This is a genomic window from Microcoleus sp. Pol12A5 (assembly GCF_036701435.1).
Lineage (GTDB): Bacteria > Cyanobacteriota > Cyanobacteriia > Cyanobacteriales > Microcoleaceae > Microcoleus.
The window spans coordinates 16740-42685 of record NZ_JAUBQU010000024.1 but is presented as its reverse complement, the minus strand read 5'-3'; the positions used below and the strand labels follow the sequence as shown (position 1 = coordinate 42685).

The 25946-nt window shown below is 42.6% G+C and carries 16 protein-coding genes; 9 read left to right on the top strand and 7 right to left on the bottom strand.

From position 1 onward, the window contains the following. The first annotated feature begins 50 nt into the window (after positions 1–50). From QUA45_RS09260 to QUA45_RS09230, 7 genes are all read left to right on the top strand, one after another. Positions 51–590, top strand: coding sequence for a hypothetical protein (locus QUA45_RS09260; RefSeq protein ID WP_333099618.1), 540 nt, complete (start codon positions 51–53; stop codon positions 588–590). A gap of 181 nt (positions 591–771) precedes the next feature. Continuing rightward, on the top strand, positions 772–1623 hold the full coding sequence (locus QUA45_RS09255) for an ABC transporter permease (protein WP_333220409.1): 852 nt from the start codon (positions 772–774) through the stop codon (positions 1621–1623). A gap of 164 nt (positions 1624–1787) precedes the next feature. Then, complete coding sequence (locus QUA45_RS09250; RefSeq protein ID WP_333099619.1) at positions 1788–3200, top strand: ABC transporter ATP-binding protein; 1413 nt, start codon at positions 1788–1790, stop codon at positions 3198–3200. A 15-nt stretch (positions 3201–3215) separates the two neighbouring features. Then, positions 3216–4715 (top strand): methyltransferase, encoded by a 1500-nt coding sequence (locus tag QUA45_RS09245; protein ID WP_333099620.1) that lies wholly within the window; start codon positions 3216–3218, stop codon positions 4713–4715. 46 nt (positions 4716–4761) lie between these two features. Further along, entirely contained in the window at positions 4762–10119 is a 5358-nt protein-coding gene (locus QUA45_RS09240) for a glycosyltransferase (RefSeq protein WP_333220393.1), read from the top strand. Positions 10120–10257: 138 nt separating this feature from the next. Further along, a complete protein-coding gene (locus QUA45_RS09235) occupies positions 10258–10986 on the top strand; it encodes a class I SAM-dependent methyltransferase (RefSeq protein WP_333099622.1) in 729 nt (242 codons plus the stop codon). A 134-nt stretch (positions 10987–11120) separates the two neighbouring features. Further along, the gene (locus QUA45_RS09230; protein WP_333073645.1) at positions 11121–12401 is read left to right on the top strand and encodes a glycosyltransferase family 4 protein; all 1281 of its coding nucleotides are present in this window, start codon (positions 11121–11123) and stop codon (positions 12399–12401) included. 387 nt (positions 12402–12788) lie between these two features. On the opposite strand, the gene QUA45_RS09225 is transcribed toward QUA45_RS09230, so the two are convergent. Together QUA45_RS09225 and QUA45_RS09220 are read right to left on the bottom strand one after the other, a co-directional pair. Further along, complete coding sequence (locus QUA45_RS09225; RefSeq protein ID WP_333099624.1) at positions 12789–14336, bottom strand: response regulator; 1548 nt, start codon at positions 14334–14336, stop codon at positions 12789–12791. Further along, the gene (locus QUA45_RS09220; RefSeq protein WP_333220391.1) at positions 14336–20263 is read right to left on the bottom strand and encodes an AAA family ATPase; all 5928 of its coding nucleotides are present in this window, start codon (positions 20261–20263) and stop codon (positions 14336–14338) included. The genes QUA45_RS09225 and QUA45_RS09220 overlap by 1 nt, the downstream gene beginning before the upstream one ends. A 486-nt stretch (positions 20264–20749) precedes the next feature. Here QUA45_RS09220 and QUA45_RS09215 point away from each other — a divergent pair, with 486 nt between their 5' ends. Further along, positions 20750–21385 carry a DUF1802 family protein gene (locus tag QUA45_RS09215; protein ID WP_333220389.1) on the top strand — a complete coding sequence of 212 codons (636 nt, stop codon included), beginning with the start codon at positions 20750–20752 and terminating at the stop codon, positions 21383–21385. Here the strand turns inward: QUA45_RS09215 and QUA45_RS09210 are convergent. The 4 genes from QUA45_RS09210 to QUA45_RS09195 all read right to left on the bottom strand — a co-directional run bounded on the left by QUA45_RS09210 (position 21372) and on the right by QUA45_RS09195 (position 24063). After that, positions 21372–22022, bottom strand: coding sequence for an ABC transporter permease (locus tag QUA45_RS09210; protein ID WP_333099627.1), 651 nt, complete (start codon positions 22020–22022; stop codon positions 21372–21374). The two genes, QUA45_RS09215 and QUA45_RS09210, sit on opposite strands and share 14 nt — an antisense overlap. A gap of 33 nt (positions 22023–22055) precedes the next feature. Then, positions 22056–22505, bottom strand: coding sequence for a DUF29 domain-containing protein (locus QUA45_RS09205; protein WP_333220387.1), 450 nt, complete (start codon positions 22503–22505; stop codon positions 22056–22058). Positions 22506–22558: 53 nt separating this feature from the next. After that, positions 22559–23314, bottom strand: a complete 756-nt coding sequence (locus tag QUA45_RS09200) for an ATP-binding cassette domain-containing protein (RefSeq protein ID WP_333220385.1) — start codon at positions 23312–23314, stop codon at positions 22559–22561. A gap of 191 nt (positions 23315–23505) precedes the next feature. Beyond that, on the bottom strand, positions 23506–24063 hold the full coding sequence (locus QUA45_RS09195; RefSeq protein WP_333099630.1) for an NUDIX hydrolase: 558 nt from the start codon (positions 24061–24063) through the stop codon (positions 23506–23508). Between the two features lie 251 nt (positions 24064–24314). Here QUA45_RS09195 and QUA45_RS09190 point away from each other — a divergent pair, with 251 nt between their 5' ends. Then, positions 24315–24587 (top strand): hypothetical protein, encoded by a 273-nt coding sequence (locus QUA45_RS09190; RefSeq protein WP_333073661.1) that lies wholly within the window; start codon positions 24315–24317, stop codon positions 24585–24587. A gap of 441 nt (positions 24588–25028) precedes the next feature. On the opposite strand, the gene QUA45_RS09185 is transcribed toward QUA45_RS09190, so the two are convergent. Continuing rightward, entirely contained in the window at positions 25029–25460 is a 432-nt protein-coding gene (locus QUA45_RS09185; protein ID WP_333149330.1) for a hypothetical protein, read from the bottom strand. Positions 25461–25946: the final 486 nt, after the last annotated feature.

Sequence of the window (25946 nt, the reverse complement as noted above, 5' to 3'; positions counted from 1 at the left end):
GGGAATTGTTTACAATTATTGGCAGAATCTTGACAATTATTGAGTTCGTTATGAGTATTCCATCTTCTTTGTTAGCATCGGAAAGCATAACTTTTGAGGGGGCGATCGAGCTCACTCAATCTTTACTGTCGTTCATTGAGGCCGATCGACTTTTACAAGCCGACATCCAGCAAGCTGTTACATCTCTGGTGAAAACACAGAACGGTGCTAGGGGGTTTTTTGTCACCTATCTAACGGACGATCGACCGGAGGCAGATCACCCGTCACCCGGAGTAGTCGAGGCGCTGCGATCGGCTCCTGAGATCGTAGCAGAACTGCTGGTGAAAAATTTGGCGATGTCGGCGGCAATGGTTGTACATCATTCGCGGCAGCAAAAGGAGGAAATGGCGGCCGATTCTGCTAGAGTGCAGGAGCGATCGCGCAATTTAATTCAAATGCTGCAAATCCCAACCTGTCAAACTATAGCGTCGCAAATGCTAGAAAGTTTGCAGAATGCCAACGGCGAGTATGAAAAATTTTTCCAGCGGTGGGGCTACGACGACGAGCAAAAACTAGCGATCGGTTCGGCAGTTCGATCGGCGATCGGCTAAAATAACCTCCGAAGGAAGGGGAAAGAAGAAAGAAAGAAGAAGCCAAAGCCAGGGTGACAGATGCTTGATCAAAGCGGCGGGGCTGTGGAATAATTGCGGTTTAACAAAAGCTGCACAATTGTAGCTTGAGTTGATTTAGGTGTGAAGCGAGTGAACGAGGGCGAAAAAATTGCAGAGAACTGTGAAAGGAGTTGCCCAAAAGGTCCGAAGGCTGGGCGGCCGGCGGCCGACAAATACGCCCCGGCGGTGGGCGAAGCTGAATCTGCTGGCAACATTGGTGCGCCGGGACTTGGAAGCTCAATACAAAGGCTCGATTCTGGGCAATTTGTGGCCGCTGCTGAATCAGCTATCGCAATTGGTGATTTACACATACGTATTTTCGATCGTCCTCAAGGTAAAGCTCAGCCTTGCAGGCTTCTCAGAAAACAGCAACATTACATTTGGAGTCTGGCTATTTGCAGGTTTGCTGCCTTGGAGTGCCTTCACCAGCGGTTTGATCAAGTCGGGAGTATCGGTGGTCGGGCAGCCGAATTTAGTGAAAAAAGTGGTATTTCCTCTCGGTTTGCTGCCGCTAGTGCCGATTTTTACAGCTTTTATTGAAAGTTCTCTGGGTTTAGCTGCTTTGATTGTGATAGTAGTAGCGTCGTCGCAAAAGCTCAACGCTACTTTATGCTTGCTGCCGCTGGTGTGGGTGCCTCAGTTGCTAATCACAGCGGGTTTGGGATATTTGACAGCCGGCTTGACTGTATTTTTGCGAGACATTCCTCAGACATTAGGTGTTATTCTAAATTTTTGGTTTTATTTGACGCCGATCGTCTACCCAGCATCAATCATCCCCCAAGAGTGGCGAGTGTGGATATTTTGGCTGAATCCAATGGCCGCCATCTCTGAGGTTTATCGAGACCTCATACTGCTTGGAGAAGTTAAGCATTGGGGCGAATGGGGTGTCGCAACGCTAATTTCTGCTGCTATATTTTGTGGAGGCTTGACGGTTTACCGGCGTTTGCGTCCCGCTTTTGCTGACGTGCTGTAAATTTGTTTGATATCTACAGTCAATCTAAAATCTAAAATCCCAATAAAGGTTTGTAGTGAGGGCTTTAGTCCTCATAAAAATCAGAGAACTAAAGTCCTCATTACAAATCTATTTTTAGTGAGAGCAGGCATAATATCAATCTAAAATCTAAAATCTAAAATCGGATGACAGAAAATGTAATTTCACTAAAAAATGTTTCCAAATGTTTTAAGCGGTACGATCGTCCAGGAGACCGCTTAAAGGAAATTATTTACCCCAGCAAAAAACTGGCTGACGAATTTTGGGCCCTGCATGACATCAATCTGGAAATTCCTCAAGGACAAACTCTGGGAATAGTCGGTCGCAACGGTTCGGGAAAAAGCACTCTACTGCAAATAATTGTAGGGACGCTGACTCCTACCACAGGAAGCGTGGATGTTAAAGGGCGAGTCTCCGCTTTGTTGGAACTCGGAAGCGGGTTTAACCCGGAATTTACCGGGCGACAAAATGTGTTTTTTAACGCTCAGTTACTGGGATTCAATCAAAAAGAAACTGAAGAAAAATTTGACGATATAGCTGCTTTTGCTGATATTGGCGATTTCATAGAACAGCCAGTCAAAACTTATTCTAGCGGTATGTTTGTCAGACTAGCTTTTGCCGTTGCGACTAGCGTAGAGCCAGATATTTTGGTGGTTGACGAGGCGCTTTCGGTGGGAGACGAAGCGTTTCAACGCAAGTGTTTTGCCCGCTTGCAAAGCATTCAGGAAGGTGGCGGAACAATTTTATTTGTTTCTCACGCTGCTACTTCTGTGGTGCAACTTTGTACCTCTGCGATTTTAATGGATAGCGGTGAATTGCTGCTCGCTCACACGCCGAAGGTGGTAATTTCTAAGTATCAAAAGCTGATTTATGCCGATCCGGATCAGGTTCTGGGGTTGAAGTCAGATATTCGAGCTCTGAACCAACTGACAAAACAGGAAAATCAAGACCAGCTTCAGGAGGCTAATTTAGAAAGCACAAAGAGGGAAGTTAAACCGGAGCAACATCTCTCTAAACCCAAGGAATATTATGATGAATTTTACGATCCGGGGATGATACCGTCGAATACGGTAAGGTATCCGTCTCGCGGAGCGGAAATTATCAACCCCCACATTGAGACGCTGAAGGGAAATGTGGTAAATCACTTGATCGGTCGTCAAGATTATATTTATACTTACTCTGTCACTTTCTCCCGCTCAACTTCCAAAGTTAGGTTTGGAATGTTAATTAAAACAATTAGCGGTTTTGAGTTGGCGGGTGCTTCTTTGAAGGCTTCTACTCAGTCAGTTAGATATGTGGAAGCAGGAACGACAATTGTAGTAAAGTTTCATTTTAAATGTTTGCTGAATCCCGGTGTTTATTTTCTGAATGCTGGGGTTGTGGGAAGCGTTGATGGAGATTTAACGTATCTGGATCGCTGTGTTGATGTGGCGATGTTTAGAGTTCAGTCTTGTACTGAGTCCTGCGGTAACGGCATCGTTGACTTGCTGATCGAACCGTGTTTAACTGTTGTTAATGCTGATTTTCTAGTGAAAGAGCAGTCAACAGAGGTTATCTAAAATTCTGTAAAAACAATGAGCGATATCAATTTAGATTTAGTCGAAAATTCCGTAATCAAAGCATTTATTCAAGATCAAGCTAAGTTTCCAGAAAATTTTAAACTGAATATCTGCGAAGACGATGAAATGTATTTGTTCAGCTTGAACAACGTCAAAGACGATCGCGATCGGGCTTTGGTGCGCTATTATTCGATCGGGCGTCGCATCTTGGATACAGTTAAACAAGTTGTGGAATGGCATTTTGGCAGTTTTGAAAATGTACCTTCTTTTCTAGATTTTGCCTGCGGTTACGGTCGATTTACAAGATATTTGATTCAGGAAATACCGCCGGAACGAATTTGGGTTTCTGATATTTATGCTAACGCTGTTAAGTTTCAAACTGAATACTTGGGGGTCAACGGTATTGTCTCAACTGGAAAGCCAGAAAATTATTTAATTGACCGCAAGTTTGACTGCATTCTGGCTAATTCTTTTTTCAGCCATATGCCGGAAAGGACTTTTACAAGTTGGTTGCAAAATTTGTACGATTTGTTGACTCCTAACGGCATTTTGATGTTCAGCGTTCACGATGAGTGTTTGTGCCTAGCCAATATAGAAATGCCGGCTAATGGTATTTTGTTTAGTCCTCAAAGCGAAAGTCAGTCTTTAGATAAGGAGGAATACGGCACAACTTATGTAACAGAAAAGTTTGTGAGAGAATGTGTCGAGCGAGTTAGCGGAGGCAAAGCTTTTGTTCACCGCATCAAAAAAGGCATATGCAGATTTCAGGATTTGTATGTTGTCACTAATGAGCTAGTTAGAGATTTTTCGGAGTTGAAATTTAATCATCACCCGGAAGGATATATTGATGTGGCTGCTTTTACGAATAAGGAGAATTTGTATCTGGAAGGATGGGTGGCTGATGTGAATCTCCACGGTCGAGTTGAGGAGCTGCAAGTGCTGGTAAACGGCGAGGTTGTACAGAGGTGCGAGCCTTTTTACAATCGCCCGGATGTGGCTGGATATTTTGAAAATGATGGGGCTTTGCAGTCGGGGTGGAGCTGTTATTTACCCAAAAACACTGTGGCGCTGGAGGATGTGTTAATAGTCAAAGCAATCAATAACTATGGTTTGGAATGGATTTTGGAAACTTGCACTGTTAAATCGCTGGTTAACCAAAGGCAATCGCAGTCTTTATTGGGTTCTACTCAGACAAAACTCAAATTACTCGAGACTCAGTTAGAGTCGGCTAGGATAGAATGGGAGCAAAGTCAAAGTAAGTTAATGATTACTCAAACAAAGTTGCAAGAAACTCAAACTCAATTAGTTTCTGCTCAAACGCAATTGGAGCAAACTCAAAATCAGTTAGTATCTGTGCAAATGCAGTTAGAGAAAACTGAAAATCAACTAATTAATGTCAAGCAAGAACTAGAGCAAGCGAAGTGTCGGGTTTTGGCAATGGAAAGCAGCAAGTTCTGGAAGCTGAGAGCCGCGTGGTTTCAAGTCAGGCACTCCTTGGGCTTGGCGGGAGAGTAGCGAGTAAATTTGGTTGGTGTGGGAATTAGGGCGAGGGAGAGAAATTGTGAGTACAAATGACAGCAAACCGTCGGTTTTTATTGTTACCGGAATGCACCGTTCCGGTACGTCTTTAACAGCTTCTTTGTTTCAGAAAGTCGGGGTTGATATTGGCAAAAAATTAGTGGGCCCGGCCGACGGAAATGTGAAAGGTCATTTCGAGAATGTTGATTTTGTGGAGTTTCACAAAAGTGTTTTGCGATCGCACGGTATTGATGAACTCGGATGTACGTTTGAAAAAACGATTCCGGTAGCAGCGGAATACGTGGAAATCGCCAAAAGGGCGATCGACCAAAACCAACAAACTCACAAACATTGGGGTTGGAAAGACCCGCGAACAGCCCTTTTTTGGGATTTTTGGCTGACTTTACTCCCTGAAGCTAATTTTATCTGTGTTTATCGATCGCCCTGGGAAGTAGTCGATTCCCTTTACCGCCGGGGAACCGATTTCAGCTTGCTGCAAAATCCCGAAATGGCAGTAAAAATGTGGATTCACTACAATCAAAAAGTTTTAGAACTTTACGAACGTTTTCCCCATCGCTGTCTGCTAGCCAACGTTTACCCCATCGGCCACACTCCCGAACTTTTTATCGAACGAGTAAACGAAAAATTTAATGTTAACTTAAGTGCAATACCGGGCGACAATTTTGAAGAATCTTTATTAGTCAACGATATTGTCAAAAGTCACAGACCGAGTTTAATAGAAAAATATTTTCCCGAAGCATTAGAACTATATGAACTTTTGGAAACCCAAGCTGGCAATCTGAGCAGCGAATCGAAAGGTGCGATCGATCGAGTTATTCATTTCCCAGCATCTCCAATCTGGCCATTTGAAGATTGGCTAAAAATCCGCTTGCTCGAAAAACAGCAAAAAACTAGCTCTTCAGAACTCAAACAGTGGCAAGAACAATTTCACCAGGCCCAGGCAAAAGTGCTGGGATTAGAGGCAGAATTAGGAGAAACTCAAGTACAGCTTGCAGGCAAAGAATCAAATTTTCAAGAAGCTTTAGCAAAACTCCTCGGATTAGAAACAGAATTAGGACAAACTCAGGTACAGCTTGCAGGCAAAGAATCACAATTTCAAGAAGCTTTAACAAAAGTCTTAAAATTAGAAGCAGAATTAGGGCAAACTCAGGTACAGCTTGCAGGCAAAGAATCGCAATTTCAAGAAGCGTTAGCGAAACTCCTCGGATTAGAAACAGAATTAGGACAAACTCAGGTACAGCTTGCAGGCAAAGAATCGCAATTTCAAACAGCTTTAGCGAAAGTATTAGAATTAGAAGCAGAATTAGGGCAAACTCAGGTACAATCTGAAGAGACTGAATTTATATTGCAGCAAAAGTTAGCTGAGTTAATTCAGCTAGAAACAGCACAAACTCAAAATCAGGAAAGATTAAAGGATACTCTGAAAAAATTAGAAAACTCCCGCCAAGAAAATGAAACTTTTCGGGCAGAACTTGCCATAATCAAGTCTTCAATATGGTGGCAAGTGAGAGAAAAGTTGTGGGAAGTTCAGCGCAAAATCCGCGACTTGTTCCCTAAATTTATTTTTTCGTTAGATCAACCTACTACTTGGCAAGTTTGCGATTCCAACCTGCTAATTATCGGCTGGGTTTTTCACCAAAAAAGAGAGACTACAGCAGTTCGCGCCAGAATTAAACACCAGAGTTTTGCAGGCGTTTACGGCATAGATAGAAGTGATATAGCGCAAGCACACTCTAATATTGCCGCTGCGAATAAATCAGGTTTTATAATTCAATTGGAAGCGCCTGCAGGACGACACGAAGTGCTACTGGAAGCGCAAGATGAGCGAGGTAAATGGTATCTTTTGGCAGCTTATCCGTTGTTAGTTTCAACGATTCAAGCATCGTTAGATGTACCGGTGGTGTGGGAACAGCGTCAGGGTCAAATTTTGTTTGCAGGTTGGTGCTGCCACCACGATCGCAAAATTGCTAAATTAAGCTTGTTGTGTGGCGATACTTCTGTAGAATGCGCCTACGGTTTGCGGCGAAAAGATGTCGGCGAAGTGTTTCCTGACTGGGTTAACAGTTCGGAAAGCGGTTTTGAGGCCCTTGTCGATTTGCCGCCAGGGGAATGGCACGTGTCTCTGCAAGCTGAGTTAGAAACCGGGGAAATTTTGTCTTTTCAAGCGCCTAAAAAATTGACTGTGCGGCGCTACCATATCTGGCAGCGAAGTGCAGATAAATTTGAGGAGTTATCAAGGTTTACAGCCGCAATTCAGCAGCGGGCGAAGGAAAGAAAACAGCGTCTCGGCAGAATTGTGCCGATGCCTTGGGAAATTGTGAAGGTGATTCGCCAGTTGGGGAAGATTTATCGGCAGCAAAAACAGTTTACTGCGCCGGGAGATTTGCTGCCACCTGCGGGTTTTATCGTGCCTAAACCTATTGATAGGTATGACGCATGGCTGGAGGTGAATCAGTGGAACGATCGCGCGCGCGATTACTTAATTTCTAGGTTAAAATCCTGCAGTGAACCCCTGCCAAAAATTTCGGTAGTAATGCCAGTTTACAACCCGCAGATAGATTTTCTCGAAAGTGCGATCGATAGCGTAATCAATCAAGTTTATGCCAACTGGGAACTCTGCATTGCCGACGATTGCAGCACCGATTTCACTGTTGCTGACACTTTGAAAAACTGGGTTCAAAAGGACGATCGTATCCGCATCACCTTTCGTACAGAAAACGGAAACATCAGCGCAGCCACCAACAGCGCCGCCGCCCTCGCAACAGGCGACATCATCCTGTTTTTAGACAACGACGACGAACTAACTCCCGACGCATTAGGCGAAGTCGCCTTATATTTTGCCTCGCATCCAGCCACCGATTTTCTATACTCAGACGACGACAAAATCGACACTAAAGGTCGCCGATTTGCCCCCCAATTCAAACCGGAATGGTCGCCGGAACTGCTGCTTTCCTATATGTATCTCGGTCATTTGTGCGCCGTAAAAAGACACATTTTTGAAGAAATAGGAGGTTTGCGGATAGGTCTTGAAGGCTCGCAAGATTACGACTTTGCCTTGAGAGCCACCGAAATTTCTCGCCACGTCGCGCACCTGCCGTTAGTGCTGTATCACTGGCGAACCGCACCCGGTTCTACCGCCATATCTGGGGCGGCAAAACCCGCCAGTTTTGCCGCCGGTCAACAAGCCATTCAAGACGCACTAAACCGCCGAAAAATTAATGGCAATGTCGCTCAGCACGCATGGGCGATTAAAGAAAATTTGGGCATATTTGCCCAGGATTTCCCGGATAATGGTCCATCAGTAACCGTAATTATTCCTACTAAGAATCAGCTTAAATTGCTGAAAGCCTGTCTGGATTCTCTAGAAACTACAACCTATAAAAATTATCAAGTTGCCGTCATCGACAACGAAAGCGACGACCAGAAAACTCTGGAATATTTAAAGCAATTAAATTGCCAAGTTTTGCATATAAAAAATCCTGGTGGTAAGTTTAGTTTTGCAGCAATTAACAACCGCGCTGCCGAACAAGTTGATAGCGAATATGTGTTGTTTTTGAACAACGATACTGAAGTAATTAACCCCCGCTGGCTGAGTCAAATGGTGGGATACGCTCAAATCCCTGGCGTGGGTGCAGTCGGCGCGAGGCTGTTATATCCAGACGGCAGAATTCAGCACGCGGGCGTAATTCACGGTCTCCATCACGGTTTGGCGGGTCACGCTTTTAAGCTGATGAACAGCGAAAATCGAGGCTATCTTTCTCAAGCGATGGTAACGCGAAATTACTCTGCGGTAACAGCCGCTTGCACGATTACTCCGCGTCAATTGTTCTTAGAATTGGGCGGTTTTGATGAGGATAATTTTGCTGTTGCTTACAATGATGCAGATTACGGATATCGGCTGTTAGAACGGGGTTATCGGTGTGTATACTGTCCCGATGCGGAGTTATTGCACAAAGAGGGAACTTCTAGGGGTTTTACCGACAATCCTCAAGAAGTGGCGGCTTTTAGGCGCAAGTATGCGGGTAAAAATGACAGTTTTTACAGTCCTCACTTGTCTTTAGAAGATGAGTATTTTCATATTCAACCTCGACGGGTTTTTATGAAAGAAGAAGGAAGTGCGGCAACAAGCAATGTACGGGATGTAACTGATGTAACTGATGTCAGGAACAAGGAAGAATTAGAATTTGCTGAGTGTGGTTGGTTATCAGTAGCAAACAGTTCTATCCATCCTATCAAAGTTTTAATGTGCAGCAATTCGCTGGATTTCACTGGTGCGCCGCTGCATCAGTACGAAATCGCGGTGAAATTGGCGACTGAGGGTATGATTAAGCCGATCGTACTTTGCACAACAGACGGGCCCCTGCGTCAAGCTTACCAACAGCAGGGAATTGAAGTAATTGTGCGCGACAATCCTCTCGAACACATCTACCAGCGCGATGCTTATGATGAAGCCATCCGCAGTTTTAGCACAGAAATTGCAGGTTTAAAAGTAGATGCAATTTATGCCAATACTTTAGAAAACTTTTTTGTAGTTGATGCCGCGCACCAAATCGGAATTCCTGTGGTGTGGAACGTGCACGAAAGCGAACCTTGGCAAACTTATTTTAACAGGTTTGGTTCGGAGATTGCGGCGAGAGCTTTAGAGTGTTTTCGCTTTCCTTACAAGGTAATTTTTGTGGCGGATGCAACGCGGGACAGGTATTTGCCTCTCAACAGCCACCATAATTTTACGGTGATTCACAACGGCTTAGATTTGAGCAAACTGGAAAATTCACAGAATTCTGAATTGGCTAGAAAAACTTTAGGTGTTGCAGCGGAAGACGTGGTTATTTTGCTGCTGGGAACGGTATGCGAACGCAAAGGTCAGCAGGATTTAGTTAAAGCACTTTCACTTTTGCCTGACAAATGGCACAATAAAATTAGGTGTTTTATTGTGGGCGATCGCCCGAGTATTTACAGCAATAAATTAGCCGAGTTAGTGGGGGAATTACCAGAAGAGTTGCGGCAAAGGGTGACAGTAGTCCCGGAAACTGGGGAGACGGGAAAATATTACAAATCGGCGGATATTTTTGTTTGCACTTCTCGCGTCGAAAGTTTTCCCAGAGTGATTTTGGAGGCAATGGCTTGCGATTTGCCAATTGTTACATCGCCGGTTTTTGGGATTAAAGAACAAGTGCGACCTGGAATTAATGGTTTGTTTTATACGCCCGATCGCCCGGATGAATTAGTTGCAGCTTTGATTACTTTATTGGAGGATAAACTATTGCGACAGCAGTTAGCTGAAAATGCTAAATATGTCTTGGATTCACTTAATACTTTTGAGGAAATGACTCAAGCTTATGCAGAGATTTTCTGCGAAGCATATTTCAGCCGTCATTAGTCATGTTACAGTGCCAGCCTCCGCCCCAGTGAAGGGCAGTAACTCACCTCGTAGACTTTTGGCAGGATTTAATATAATTTGCCAAGAATTGCGGAACCTATTGAAAATTGAGCCATCAATACTATAAAATAATCAAAAATGAACGATGAAAAAATGACCGATCGCCCAAGAGTAGATTATGAAAGGGCATGGGACAGTTACGCCCAACAGTGGCAAAAAACTAATGCCGAACTTGCCCATATTGGCGACGAATGGATAGGTAAAGCTGCAGGTGCCGCCAACTCCTTAGCCGAATACGAAGCCCTGATAGAAGAGCAATTTATTGCACCCTACATCAAAAAAGAACATAGGGTATTAGAAATTGGTATTGGCGGCGGAAAAACTGGTTCGCTGCTGCTGAAATATTGCGATCGACTAATTTGTGCGGACATTTCCAGTCAAATGCTGCAAGCGGCGCGATCGCGCTTGGGAGACGATCGCGTTTCTTACGTCAAACTCGACGGTTTAACATTAGACGGCATTGCCCCCGGTTCAGCCGATGTCTGCTTTTGTTACGATACAATGGTACACGTAGAGCCGGTAGATATATTCAACTATCTGACTCGAATTCCCAAACTGCTGCGAGGCGATCGAATTTGCGTGTTTCACCACACAAATATTTTTAGCGAATTAGGGTGGCAAAAATTCGCCACCGAGTGGGACAAAAACTTGCTAGGGCACAGAGACGGCACAGCCTTTTCAGTTATGACTGATACAATTATGGAAAAATTTCTCCATCATTTAAACTATGAAATCATCCTGAAAAATACATCTTCTGTACCGCGAGATTGCGTCTGGATCTGCAAAGCACCAACCCCCAATGAATAAAACCAAAGCTTTTTAGGTGAATCAATGAATAAAACCAAAGCTTTTTAGGTGAATCCAAATATTTTATTCCAACTAATGACATAAAACAGTCACCAGTTAACAGAAAACAGTCAACAGACAACAGACAACAGTCAATGAAAGCATTATTTCTCCATCCCAACTTTCCCGCCCAATACCGCCACATTATCACGGCTTTAGGCGCCGATCCCAAAAATCAAATTGTTTTCGGCACTAAAAACGAGCGCCCAGAGTGGAACATTCCCGGCGTTCGCAAAGCAGCATTTACCCCCAGCCGGGAACCCCACGCCCAGACTCACCAATACGTCCGCCCTTTAGAAAGTGCCGTCATCTACGGACAAGCCGTATTTAGAATGGCAGAACAACTCAAAGCAGATGGTTTTGTCCCCGATATTATCTGCGGACATTCCGGTTGGGGGCCGACATTGTTTGTCAAAGAAGCCTTTCCAAATACGCCGCTTTTGTGCTATTTCGAGTGGTTTTATCATGCTATTGGTTCAGACGCAGATTTCGACCCAGCGGAACCTTTAACAGTTGACGATATGGCTAGAATTAGAATCAAAAATGCGCCGATTCTGATCGATTTATATTCTTGTGATTGGGGTTTGTCTCCCACTTATTGGCAGCGATCGCAATTCCCGCCCGAACTACAACAAAAATTATCCACACTCCACGACGGCGTAGATACCGATTACTTCAAACCAGACCCCGGTGCTAAACTGGTTTTACCTAACTTAGACTTGTCTGGCGTGGATGAAATTGTCACCTACGTATCGCGGGGAATGGAACCTTACCGGGGTTTTCCTGAATTCATTGAGTCGATCGCCTATGTGCAAGAACGCCGCCCCAACTGTCACGTCGTAATCGTTGGTTCCGAAAGAGTTTGTTACGGGCGTTCTTTACCCAACGGCGAGTCTTACAAAGACTATATGCTCAAAAAAGTCCCCCTAGACTTGTCGCGAGTTCACTTTGTCGGACCCCTACCTTACGGACTGTATTTAAAAGTAATTCAAGCATCCGACGTACACGTTTATTTGACCAGACCTTTTGTGCTATCTTGGTCCATGATTGAATCTCTATCAACCGGATGTTTAGTAATCGGTTCCGACACAGGACCAGTCAGAGAAGTTATCCGCGACGGAGAAAACGGTTTGCTAGTCGATTACTTCTCACCGAAACAAGTAGCCGATCGCATTGATGAAGTTTTAGACCATCCTACCCGCATGGCAGAAATTCGCATCAAAGCCCGTCAAACCGCTCTAGAACGCTACAGTTTAGCTAAAATGCTGCCGCAACATTTACAACTAATTGAGCAAGTAGCAAATCGTTCCATGCCACCTACAGTTGGTATGGAACCAGAACGGGAATTAGCAGCATCTTTTGCAGTGAGAATTTAGCAATAAAGTTGTTCCGCACTAAACGTCTGGTCATCAGCTCTTCTGTGCGACTAAACCGCACAGGAGACTCCACCCAATAGACGATAAACATCGGAACATCTGGACGTTTTAGTTCCCCAATTAAATAATTTGACAGCTCTGAAGTTTGAATTCAGTTGTACTTGATCGGGTAGCTGAAAAACCCTGATTACGGTCTTGAGTAATTATGATTGCCGCCTCCTCAATTTACGCACATTTACCCTCTGTTTGGTCAGCTTTGAGAATAGCTATATTTTATAGATTTGTGCACGGGCTGCAAGAAAAGATGGACGTATTTATTGCGTATCAAGCCCGTTTGGGACTTATTTGGGCTTAAAATTTGTTTAAGTCCTGTTAAGTTAAAATCAACTAAGAAATACCCAAAGCTGTTTCAGACATCGTAATTAAATTATTTTTAGCAAAATTTTTCTGGTGAATTGGAATATCAATAATAAAGATTGCCCCCTGATTAGGAGATGAAATACAATTGAGCTGGCCCCCGTGTTTATCCACTACAATCTGATGGGAAATTGACAGCCCAATACCAGTACCCTTCCCGATAGGTTTAGTAGTAAAAAATGGCTCAAATAGGTGTTGGCTAATTTCTTCTGTCATACCAGGCCCGTTATCCTTAAAATAAATTAACACTCGATTAGATTCCGTGACCTCAGTGCGAATAAAAATCTGAGAAGGATTAGCTTTCATTTCACTTAACGAGCGCGTCGCATTATAATCATCTATGGCATCAATAGCATTAGCAACAAGATTCATAAACACCTGGTTAAGCTGACCCCCATAACACTCTACCAGAGGCAGATTGCCGAATTCTTTTATCACCTCAATTGCAGGTCGATCGCCCCTTCCTTTAACACGGTTATGCAAAATTAACAGAGTGCTATCAATACCCTGGTGAATATCCACTGGTTTCATCTCAGATTCATCCAATCGCGAGAAGATTCGCAGCGACTGAACAATTTCGCGAATTCGGTCTACACCTACCTTCATTGAACTCAACAATTTAGGTAAGTCTTCCACCAAAAAATCTAGTTCTATTTCGTCTATTTTCTGTTCAACTTTTGGACCTGCCTCCGGGAATTCTTGGTGATAAAGATTGACTAGATCGATCAAATTTTGGGTATAATCATGAGCGTAAGAAACATTCCCAAAAATAAAATTAACTGGATTATTGATTTCATGGGCTACACCTGCAACAAGCTGACCTAGAGAAGACATTTTTTCGCTCTGCACAAGTTTAGTCTGCGTGATTTGTAATTCTCGAAAAGCCTTTTCTAAACAATTAGTTTGGCTTCGCAATTGAGCTTCCGATTGTTGCAATCCCGCCTCTGCTTGCAGACGCTCTTGAATCTCCTGTTTGAGCAATTGATTGGATTGCAAAAGTTCAGCCGTCCTTTCCTCCACTCGCCTTTCCAACTCCGATGCCAGCTTCAACAGCGAGGATTCCGCTTCGACACGCTGTTCGATTTCTGCTTGCAAACACACATTTTTCTCTAGGAGTTTTTTCGACAGGTTGCGGAGCTTCATGTGGACATTAACACGAGCTAAAACTTCTTCATGCTGAAGAGGCTTAGTAATATAATCCACCGCACCAAGACTCAAACCTTTAACCTTATCCACCGTGTCAGCAAGAGCAGTCATAAAAATCACGGGAATGTCTCTCGTTAAATCATTCGCTTTCAAACGGCGACAAGTTTCAAACCCATCTATTCCGGGCATGAGCACATCCAACAGGATCAGATCCGGTGGGGCATATTCTACCTTCTGGAGAGCACTTTGCCCATCCCTAGCTACCAATACCTTGAAGCCAAAATCTGCCAAAAAATCGAACAGGACACCTAAATTAGTCGGAGTGTCATCTACGATTAAAATTGTGCTTTGTTCGAGAAGTTCGTTATTCATTATTTGGCAATCCTATATTTCTTAATAAACTCCAAGATTTGTTGTTCTTCAAATCCTTTCACTAACTGGCGTAGATGGGTAGCAAAGGGCCCCCATTGCTCATTGAGTTCTTCTAACTTTTTAGCTTCCTCCCCAATAGCTCGAAGATCGCCCATCATCGCTAAATTGAATAAAACGGCGATTACCTCATCGGGGGGAGCTAAGATTTCAGAACTTAGAGATTTTTTTTCTCCTTCTGCTTTCCTAATTTCTTTCAGATTTTCTTCATAAATCCATTCTAACCCTAAATGAGTACGTAATTTTTCTAAAAGCTCCTCGATTCCTATGGGTTTGGGAATAAAATCATTGCAACCTACCTCGACACTTTGTTGTCGATCAAAATCAAAAACGCTGGCAGAAGTAGCAATCACCACTAACTTAGCCTGATCTAGTGATTTGCGAATCCGGCGCGTTGCTTCTAAGCCACTCATTACGGGCATCATCAAGTCCATTAAAATACAGTCTGGTTTAAACTCGACCACCTTGTTTAAACAGTCCTGACCCTCCGTTGCTTCCAGAATTTCAAATCCTAACGGCTGAAGCATTCCCGCTATGATCGAGCGATTCTGCCACTTGTCATCAGCTATGAGAATTTTTCGCTTTCGGCCTTTGAAACCAACGATTGTGTGGGCATTGGCTTTGGCTGCATTAGTCTCCCATTCCGATACCTCTGGCAAATCTAAATCGAACGAGAAAACGCTCCCTTGTCCTAATGTACTATTCACCTTTATTTCACCGCCCATCATCTGGACTAATTGGCGGCTAATTGCCAGCCCCAACCCGGTTCCTTCAACCTTGTGGTGAGTATCTCCTACTTGATGAAAAGGCAAAAATATGTCTTGCAATTGCTCTGGTGCCATACCCAATCCGGTATCTTCCACTTGAAACCGGATTTTGCCCTCCTGATATCCTACTTTGAATACCACCCCACCTTTTTCGGTAAACTTAATCGCATTGCCGAGTAAGTTGATTAAAACTTGCCGCAATCGTTTTTCATCACCCTGGACGGCAATAGGTAGTTGGGTAATGGGCTCGTAAATCAGGGAGATTCCTTTTTGTTCGGCCCGAATATTACAAATTTCAGCGATGCTTTCCAAAAATTGTGAGAAATGGAAATTACTCAAGTGGATTTCCATTTTTCGGGCTTCGATTTTGGACAGGTCTAAAATATCGTTAATCAGGGTTAAGAGGTGATCGCCACACTGACTAATGACGTTCAGACCATCTTTTTGCTGGTCAGCCAAGTTTTTTTGTCGTTTGAGGATTTGCGTGTAACCTAAAATGCCATTAAGTGGCGTTCGGAGTTCGTGGCTCATATTAGCAAGAAACTCACTCTTGGCAGAGTTGGCGGCTTTCGCTAATTCTTCTGCTTTTTGTAAATGGATATTTTTTTCTTGTAACTGTTGCGTTCTTTCTACCACCTTCGCTTCTAAAGTAGCGTTGGCTGCTGCTAAATCGTTATAAAGACGGGCATTTTCAATCGAAATAGCTGCTTGAGAAGATAAAACTTGTAAAACTTCTAAACGGTCGGGAGTAAAAGCACCTGTTGTGAGATTATTTTCTAAGTAAAGAATGCCAGTAAGTTTTCCTTGATGGACGATGGGAGTACATAATACTGACTTGGGTTTTTGGTTGACGATATAAGTATCCGCAGTGAAGGTTCCCTCACAATTCGCATCACTTAATACAACATTTTCCTGAGTTCGGGCAACATAGTTAATCAAAGATATGGGTAGTTGATGACTGTTTTCCACTGGTATTGTTTGCAGCACTTCTACATCGCTATCTACGCTTCCATAGGCTTCTATTAGTAAAGTTCCAGCTTTTTCTAAGATGAAAATGCCACTTTGAGCGCCCGCATTCTCGATCGCAATTTTCATCAATTTCGCCAACAGCTTACTCAGTACGATTTCACCAGAAAGAGCTTGGGATGCTTTGATCACAGTAGCTAAATCTAGAGATCCTGCACTTCCTCCACTCGTCGAGCTAGCGGTCATAGTCACCGGGCTACCTTGAATTTCGGGCTTTGCTATCCGGGAAAATATTTGAGGATATCTGGCTTCCAAATCTTTGACTATAGCTTTAGCTCCCCAGCGAATATATGCGTAGCGAGCATCGGTTAAATAAATGCGAGCGATTTTATCTTTAGAACGGGAAAAATAAAAGTCTCCTGCTAATTCGTTGGCTAATGCTTCTTCTTGAATATATCCCTGTTCTTTGGCTCCGGCTATAGCGCGATCGTAATAATCGCTCGCTTCTAAAGGTTGTCCCAAAATCCGGGCTTTTTCTGCTTCTACTAAGTCATACTTGTGCTGGAAGTTACTCGGTGCATGGAACGCCCAAGTCTGCATTTTTTCCTGATTTGCTGCTACTGCACTTAGATATTTTTCTTTCTCTTTTGCCGAGGCTTTTGGATACAGGGCTATGAGAGCCAGAGAATGGTAGAAGTTGTAGATACTCATGTGCATTAATCCTGCCCCTGTGTCGGCATATCTTAATGCTAAATCGGCACTCGATACTACTTTATCTGGTTCTTTAAATAGATAAGAGAGGATCATTTTGCCGACATAGTAAGCATAAAGTAACGTCCCATTATTAGAGGCTTCCATTCCTGGGAGTAGTTCTTCTTCATTAAAACTTTCACCTAGTAAACGGTATTTATTTGAGTTTTTGTCTAGTAAATTATCAACTACTTGCTGGTAAAGTTGGACAAATAAAGTATCAAATTTTTGTTTACAATTAATTGTCATGACAACATATTTTGCCTGCTCCTGCTCAAGTTTTTGTAATTCTCTACCGCTTAAAAATAACTGATTGCAATAATTGACTGTACTATGACAAGCAAATTCTATATCTCCATTTTCTAAACCGCTTTGGACAGCCTCTACTAAAGGTTCGAGCGTAGTATTAAGCGGCTCTTTCCAACATCTGATTAAAGAATTAAATACACAAAATATTTTCGATTTAAGAGTGAGTGTGTTAAACCTGTCTAAGAGCAAAATAGCTAGTTTACCAAATTGATATCCAGAATCTATGTTTCCTAATCCTCCACAGAGTAACACTCCATACCAAAGATAAGCAAAAGCAGATTCAGGCGAATTTCCATACTTAATAGACAAGGCTATTTTTGTATAAACAATTGGCGGAAACATCGCAGGGTTTACAATAAAAGCTGGTGTTATAATAAGAGTCAATATTCGCATAGCTGCGAGTTTATCGGGAGCTTTCATTGGAGACAAGTTAGCTAAATCCTCAAAGATTAGTTCTTGAGGGGGTTTTTCCTCTAGGCCAACTCCCAACATTTCTAGAAATGCGATTCCATTATCTATAGATGATTGCATCCTATTTTGAGATATCTCTAATTGAACTTTCAGCTCGTAGACCTTGCCTTTTTCCAGAAGGGTTTTCGCTTGTTTCAGCATCGTCTCAGACAAATGTTGCGATCGCTCAAAGTTAGTGTTTATATATTCAGTTTCGGCTGCTTCCAGATGCAGGTTAAATGTTAGCTCATATTGACTCTCCCAGCTATCCTGATGGAGAAGTCCTAAACCCACATTCAAATATTTGACAGCCGACTCATAAGCTGTGGCTGATTTGGCTTTCTGTCCGGCGATCAGATTGAGTTCTGCCAACTCATATCTTTCCAACTCCAAAGTGATTAAATCGGTCCCGTAATTTAGTTGGTTAACCAGTGCAAAAATATTTTCTTTTCGTTCTTCTGGTCTTGTAGAATGCAGCAGTAGTTGACCGATTTTTAGGTGAGTTTCTTTTTTAAGATAGTCGGGAATTAGAGAATAAGATGCTTGCTGCACTCGATCGTGCAAAAACTTATAAATGACATCAAACTGCTCGGTTGACTTTTGTGTAGATATTTCCGAGTCAAATAGCAGGGGAATTTTGTAGGAATTATTTAGCGGGATAACAAAACCAGCTTGTAGCGCTTCCCATAAATCTCTTGCCGTCTCTGACTGAGATTTTTTATTAGCAATTGCCAAAACTTCTAAACTGAATATGTCTCCTATACAGGCAGCTAATTTTAAGACATTCTGCGTCGGGGACGATAGCTTTTGAATTTGGCTGACCATCAATTCGACGACATTATCGCTGATATCAATGTCTTGAAGCAGTTGGATATCCCACTGCCAACAAACTTGATTGAAATCAAAGGAGAGGAGTTGGTCTTGATAAAGGGATTTGAGCAGTTGAGTTAAGAAGAAGGGATTTCCCTGGGTTTTCTTAAAAACTAACTCAGCCAGAGTCAAAACTTGGGAAATTTTGCTGCGAATGGTTTCGCTCACTAATTGGTTGACATGAGATATATCTAAAGGTTGGAGGATAATATTATTTACTATCGCCCTGGTATGTTGAATTTGCTCTAAAGTATAAATTAAGGGATGAGTGGCACTGACTTCATTATCCCGATAAGCCCCAATTAATAGCAGATATTTACTATTTGGATCGGTCATTATTAGCTGGATAAGCTTAAGCGAAGCTGAATCGGCCCACTGCAAGTCATCCAAAAATATCACTAGGGGGTGTTCGGGTTTACTAAACACCTGTATAAATTTTTGAAACACTCGATTAAATCGGTTTTGAGATTCAGTGGGTCCCAAAGTCGAAACCGCAGGCTGTGGATCAATAATCTTTTCTACTTCGGGAATAACCTCAATAATAATTGACCCATTGCCACCAAGTGCTTGGAGAATTTTAGCTTTCCAACTTGCTATTTGAGCCGAATTTTCAGTGAGCAGTTGCCGCATCAATCCTTGAAATGCTTGAATTAAAGCAGCATAAGGAATATTCCGCTTAAATTGGTCAAATTTACCAGAAATAAAATACCCTCGTGCTACGACTATAGGTTTATAAACTTCGTTAACTAAGGAAGATTTGCCGATACCTGAATAACCCGAAACTAGCATCATTTCCGTTGTCCCACCACTGACGCGAGCGAAGGCTTCTAGCAAACTAGCAACTTCTCTTTCCCGTCCATAGAGTTTTTGCGGAATCATAAATTGGCTGTAGGAATCTAGTTGACCTATAATAAAGGGGAAAATCTCTCCAGCAGAAAGCATTTGCTGGCAGGTTTCCAAGTCAATTTTTATTCCGAAAGCACTTTGATATCTATCTTCAGCAGTTTTAGATAATAATTTCATTACAATTTCAGAAACTGCATCCGGGATTTCGGGATTCAGCTTTTGAGGTGGTATAGGTGCTTTAGCTATATGGCAATGAACGAATTCCAGGGGGTCTTTTGCGGAAAAAGGTAGTTTACCTGTCAGCATTTCATAAAATGTAATACCGAGGGAGTAAAAGTCGGTGCGGTAGTCAACTGAGCGGTTCATTCTGCCGGTTTGTTCCGGCGACATATAAGCAAGAGTTCCTTCTAATAAGTTGGGATTTGTGATAGTTTGATTTTCTCGCTCTAAAAGAGAAGCAATGCTAAAGTCAATAATTTTTATTTCTTTTGTGTCTGGATCGATTAATATATTTTGGGGTTTAATGTCTTTATGGATAACATTACTCTGATGGATATCTCCAAGAGTTGTTGCTAACTGAATTCCGATTGTTATAAATGCGTTTATAGCCAATGGTTGATTGTTAAGAAAATCTTTCAAAGATTGACCGCTAAAATTTTCTACTATCAGCGCTAAACCGTTATTATAGTTTTCTAACGCTATGGGCTTAACTATTCCTTCACTGTCTAAATGTCTGAGGATTTTATGTTCGTGTCTTAAGCGGGAAATTTCTTCGATTGTCGGATGCTCGGCTTTGAAGGTTTTGATAATTGCTGAGGTTCGATCAATATCTTTGGTGCCGCGATAAATAATAGTATTTACACTTTCGTAAATGGCTTCACGGAGGTTGTAACCGAAAATAGTAATACTCATGTGCGTAATTTCACTAATAAAAAATTGAAAAGCAGGCGGTATTTTAGTAAGGATACTGATATTTATGACAGAACCGAATTAAAAAACTATTTTCTATGCACTTTAAAAAAGTATAATCTAAGCTTTTTGAATAATATTTAAATTTTAACAAATCTCAATATGCTTGTTTGGTACTTAATATGCGATAATCTTTAAACTTTATTAAGTATTTAAGTAAACTCCTGAAAAAATTAACGACAAAATTGCTGAATCTACCGGGGGTGATAGTATAGTATAGCTTGGACACAGAAGAGACGATTATTTTATCGGTTAGAGTAATAAAGAAAAAAGTAGGTAGCTCACTATGTAGTCTAACCAATTATTTTCTTTATCAAAATAACGTAGTCTTGCATAGTCAGCACTACCTTATTTTAACAGGAATAAATGGCTGTACTTGCTTGAAAGTACCGATTTTTGTTATTTTGGTTAAAACTCAACTAAATTTTTATGAAATCAACTACTAGGGCTCTGAAAGAATGGAATGTAGCAGTTAATGCTTTGGAACAAGGTCAAACGATTGTGCTGTTGCGGAAGGGGGGAATTCGCGAGCAAGCAGGACAGTTCAATGTCACTGACAAACAGGTTTTGCTGTATCCAACTTTTGAACACCAACAGCCGGATTTATTAAAGCCGGAGTTTGCACATCAAGTCAAGACTGTCGAATCTGGCTGGCATCCTGAAGTTATTATAATTGGCAGTTGGGCGGAGATTACTGATGTTTTTTTGGTAGCTTGGGAACCAGCCATTACCGCGTTGTTTCCTTATCATATTTGGAATGAAAAATTTGTCTGCGATCGCCTGAAATGGAAACAAACTCAGCCAATTTATATTTTATTGCTGCGGGCTTATCGCCTTGCAGAAAGCTGCGAAGTTCCCTACCTTCCTGAATACGGCGGTTGCCGTTCTTGGATCGATTTGGCTGATGCTATTTCGCTGGAGGGAAGCCAAGCTGTTTTGAGCGATCGCGAGTACATTGAACGATCAAATGAAATCCGCAATCTGATAGCAAGTCCTGCGAATGCTTCTGGTTCGCAGAGAGTGACAACGCTAACGGAAGGTAGCCAGGATTTTAGTCCTCATTAATAGTTTTTAAGGTACTTTTCGAGAGGCGCGCTTCTACCAAACCCAGCCCAAAATCCGCAGCTAAGGCCATTAAAGCCGCCGGAATTGCCCCAGCCAAAAGTAACTGATTGTTGACGGTAGCAACGCCACGAAAAATAAACACCCCCAAGCCACCCGCGCCAATTGCAGCGGCGATTGTAGCAAGTCCGATCGCAATTACTGCGGCAACTCGCACCCCCGCCAGAATCACGCCCAGCGCCAGGGGAATTTCCACTTGCCATAACAGTTGCATATCAGTCATCCCCATGCCTCTTCCTGCTTCCGTAATCGCTGGATCGACGCCGACAATACCAGTATAAGTATTGCGGATAATTGGCAGTAAAGAATACAGAGTGAGGGCGATAATTGCCGTGCGATCGCCTATTCCACCCACTACTGGCACCGGGATTAGTAAGCCAAACAAAGCTAAACTGGGAATTGTTTGCATAATATTAGCAAATCCCAAAATCGGCTTTTTCAGTTTTGGTTTTCTGGTGACTAAAATTCCTAGGGGCATCCCCACCATAATAGCGATAAAAATTGCAACAGTTACTAAATATAAGTGTTCACTGGCGCGCTGAATAATCTCAGCGCCATAGCGGTTGATAAAAATTATCATTGGGTAATTCGTTATTACTGATTGCTGTCAATCTTATAAATCATTTTCCATTTCAGGACTTGGTTCCCCAGGATAGAAGCGAGAATCCAGAATTTCCTCTAAGCTGTAAAGGCAATTTTGAGGAAATGTTTTGAGAGGTAAATCGGTTTCTCCTACTGCCAAATCTCTACCGTTTTGATAAGCTTCTTGGAAGTAAGGTTTCAGACTTGGGTTATCTTGTATCAGTCTCTGAGTGTCCCGTCGCTGCACTCGAATTGTAGACAGCCAGGTACGACTCCGCTGCTGGGGCTGATATTGCCACTTCAGCAAATGTCCCAGTAAAATGCTCAAACGATTTCTAAGTTCTTGACGTTCCTGTTTGCCCAAATATTCAATCTCCTCAATTAAATTTGGCAAGTCAAGTTGGCTCCACTGACACTTGCGAAGTAACTTGGCTTGTTCTTGCGTCCAAGCATAGAAGTCTGTTTCGTAAAGACTGTGCATCGTTTGATTATCAGCTTAGTTATTAAAACTATATTATCAGATTTTTGCTAAAATTATTCAAATCTAGCTACTTGCAAACATTCAAGAAATGCGCGAGCTTCTGGATGCTGAGATTTCATAAAATCATCGGGCGATGACAATTCAACCAACCGTCCATCTTGCATCAAACCTATTCTAGAAGCTAACAAAAAAGCTTCTTGAATGCTGTGAGTCACAAAAATCACAGTTTTGCCCAGTTGCTGCTGCAATTGACCGAATTCCCGCTGCAATTCCAGACGAGTAATCGGGTCTAAAGCACCAAACGGTTCATCCATTAACAATATCGGAGGGTCAGCAGCCAGCGATCTAGCGACGCCTACTCGCTGCCGCTGTCCCCCGGATAACTGATGGGGATAGCGTTTGGCGAAGTGCTGGGGGTCGAGGTTGACTAATTCTAACAGTCGCCGGACGCGAGATTGAATACGATCGCCCTCCCAACCTTCCAATTTCGGCACTAAACCGACGTTTTGCTCGACGGTAAAATGAGGAAACAAGCCAATTTCTTGAATCACATAGCCAATTTTTCGGCGTAGTTGAATTGGGTTCCACTGAGTTGTCGGTTTTCCCATGACAAGAACTTCGCCGCTGCTTGGCGTTAGTAAATTGTTAATCAATTTCATGGTAGTAGTTTTGCCACTCCCGCTGCGTCCCAGCAATACTAAAACTTCTCCTTGCAGCACTTTGAAATTGAGTTTGTCTACTAAATACCTGCGGTTGAGGCGATATGTAACGTCAAGGCATTCGACAGCAACTTCATTATTGAGAGGCATGATTAGTTCCGGTGATTTGGGTGTTCAGGAATCTTAGGACTTACATACAAGGGGCTAGAAACCAGTTTTTTTTCTTAGATAATTTGCGGCTTCACCTAAGATTTCTCAGAGAAACCGGGTTGATGAGCGTAAGTCTTAAAATTCAAATCAGCGAACATCGGGGGACAATTGCCAATGCTAAAATCTACAATCTAAAATCTAAAATAGACTTGATTTTGCCATTCTAGCAGTAAGGCTCGACATTGGAGGCAAGTTAATTCTTTGAGCAAGTCGCGAATTCCGTCTGGGGTGAGAGGATATTCAGCACCGATCAGTTCGACGTTTACTGTTGCTGTAGGGTGCAATTCTGCAACAAAACCGTAGAGTTTTTGATTGGAGAAGGAACTGTTTATTGCCCAGCCAATGGTGTTGATCGGTTCGATGCGGGCGATCGCACTTTCTGTCACGCCTAGTTCTTTCTTGAGTATAGCTGGAACTTCCGCTGCTGGTATGGCTTCCGCTTCTACGCGACCGCCGGGAAAATCCAGGGTTGCTTCTGCCACGCCGGGGCGATACATCGGTGGGGGAAATAGCAATTTGTCAGCTTGAATGGTCAAGATTACCACTGAATCTGCTCTTTCTACTCGCCAATATTCTACTGTTTTTCCTTCGGTTGTTTCGAGATGTTCGGCGATTAGTTTTACCCAATGAGAGTTGATTTCTACAAAGCGATCTAGAGTTTTCCACTGGGATTTGGCAGTTTGGTTCATGTCAGAATTTTTGAAATAAATCAGATGTTTTTTGCTATGGTAGGCGATTTTTGCCGAGCTGAACAATACTGATCGAGCTTTTCAGCTTTGAGCCAGTTTTTTCCTCTCGATTGTAAATTTTTGCTACAACCTTACACATTCGCCTAGATAATTCCGTAACATAGACTACATAATCAAAGTTTATCTGCGCCTTCGCTCTGCGTTGTTTCAACCGGGCCCTGGTGCAGACTCTTAGCTAGACAGGAGTAATTATGCAACTGCAAACAGATATTCGTACTTGGCAATCCCAACCAACGCCCGGAAGCTTCGCCAGTGTCCGCGACTGGGAAAAATTTGGCTGCGCCGTACCTGCACCAAAATTGGCTCCTTCTATGTGGGTTAAATTGTTTAATCCGCCAACCGCATTCAGCTTTGACGAAGCGTGGCTGTTGTGTGAATGTTCGGAAGAACAGTGGCTAGCTTGGATTCCTGATTATGGCGAAATTTTACTGAGTACACATGAATTTTGCGCTACTAAATCGTGAATTACGCAGACAAACTTTGATAAGCCAGGTGTTAAAATCCATATCCATCGGGTTGCACGGGATTTTTTGGAAAAAATCTGGTTTCTGCGTAATTATGTCGTTTGCAGTGATGAATGCAAGTCCTTAAACTTTGATAAGGACTTGCATTCATCACTACAAACCTCTTATATGGCGTCGCTTCAGCCGATCTCATATAAGTCCTAATAGATATTAATTGAAATTTGGCCAACAAAAAGAGCAATAGAAAACCTATTGCTCTTTTTGTTCAAAAACACTCTCTAGTTTTGATCTTTAAGATAGCGGAAGTTATATCAACTGGCCTCGATTGACCCCAATATCGCTGCGGTGACGGGTTTACTGTATCGATGCTTGCATGGGAGATATTGGTGAACCCGCCCTTACAGCAATTACGGCCAATTTAGCCCCTGTGATATTGCTGGCTTATTTGCAAACTGCACGGTTATTTGCGTTTCTGACAATCGTGCCTACTCTACCATTAATCTGAATCGGGTTTTTAGTGCTGGCTCGAATCAAAAGTGGTTGTTTGGCGAGACATTCTCTGATTGATGCTGCCCAGGCGGTGAGAGCTCCGGTGTATTCTGTACGACCCGCTGGGGCGCGAAACTGATCGGTAATTAGGAAATCCGAGGTGATGCTAGTGTCAGTAGCAACATTGGTAATAATTGGAAAGTCAAAGGCTCTGGGTAATGTTCTGTCCTGGATTCGGCCCGGTAGCAACTGGTAATTCTTCGAGCCACCCTTGTAGTCAATACCTGCTTGAGGGCTTGTGGGAGGGCTTGTTTGAGCCAAGGCGGAAACAGGCAAGCTTGCTACCAAAACGGTGCAGCAACTCCAAAATAATTTCGATTTCATCTGATTCATCTCCTCAACTTTATGACGATTAGCACTAATTTAGGTATGCTCAAAAGACACTAGCTTTTATTGAGAAAGCGCCTGATGATATTGAGCTTTTGAGTTCGAGTTCAACTTACCTAATTTATTACCAAACATCTTCAAAAATGTTAAAACTGGTTTGCCTGACAAACTGTAGAAAAGTTTCAGTTGAGTTAGATATTTACACATCTGAAGTTGTTACAGCATTGGGGAGTCGGTTTTACCAGAATGATTCATTTTTGAGCGATGTCACTGGAACTTTATCAAATTTTGTCTCAGATATCAAGTTTTGCCGATCGCGTATCCTGTTTTAACACTGGTTTGCGGCTCGATCGATGTTTGAGTGTGGCGCCCTATACCAGGGCGAGAAAGATGCTACAGTGCATCGATGGGCGTTTGAGTATTTTCAGGCGACAATAGACAGAGAAGGGGCTTGAAAATAGGTGATTTTAGTGGAAGATAGTA

Coding starts and splice junctions, on each gene's coding strand:
- QUA45_RS09260 (WP_333099618.1), top strand. CDS start 51: ATGAGTATTCCATCTTCTTTGTTAGCATCGGAAAGCATAACTTTTGAG.
- QUA45_RS09250 (WP_333099619.1), top strand. CDS start 1,788: ATGACAGAAAATGTAATTTCACTAAAAAATGTTTCCAAATGTTTTAAG.
- QUA45_RS09245 (WP_333099620.1), top strand. CDS start 3,216: ATGAGCGATATCAATTTAGATTTAGTCGAAAATTCCGTAATCAAAGCA.
- QUA45_RS09235 (WP_333099622.1), top strand. CDS start 10,258: ATGAACGATGAAAAAATGACCGATCGCCCAAGAGTAGATTATGAAAGG.
- QUA45_RS09230 (WP_333073645.1), top strand. CDS start 11,121: ATGAAAGCATTATTTCTCCATCCCAACTTTCCCGCCCAATACCGCCAC.
- QUA45_RS09225 (WP_333099624.1), bottom strand. CDS start 14,336: ATGAATAACGAACTTCTCGAACAAAGCACAATTTTAATCGTAGATGAC.
- QUA45_RS09220 (WP_333220391.1), bottom strand. CDS start 20,263: ATGAGTATTACTATTTTCGGTTACAACCTCCGTGAAGCCATTTACGAA.
- QUA45_RS09215 (WP_333220389.1), top strand. CDS start 20,750: ATGAAATCAACTACTAGGGCTCTGAAAGAATGGAATGTAGCAGTTAAT.
- QUA45_RS09210 (WP_333099627.1), bottom strand. CDS start 22,022: ATGATAATTTTTATCAACCGCTATGGCGCTGAGATTATTCAGCGCGCC.
- QUA45_RS09205 (WP_333220387.1), bottom strand. CDS start 22,505: ATGCACAGTCTTTACGAAACAGACTTCTATGCTTGGACGCAAGAACAA.
- QUA45_RS09200 (WP_333220385.1), bottom strand. CDS start 23,314: ATGCCTCTCAATAATGAAGTTGCTGTCGAATGCCTTGACGTTACATAT.
- QUA45_RS09195 (WP_333099630.1), bottom strand. CDS start 24,063: ATGAACCAAACTGCCAAATCCCAGTGGAAAACTCTAGATCGCTTTGTA.
- QUA45_RS09190 (WP_333073661.1), top strand. CDS start 24,315: ATGCAACTGCAAACAGATATTCGTACTTGGCAATCCCAACCAACGCCC.
- QUA45_RS09185 (WP_333149330.1), bottom strand. CDS start 25,460: ATGAAATCGAAATTATTTTGGAGTTGCTGCACCGTTTTGGTAGCAAGC.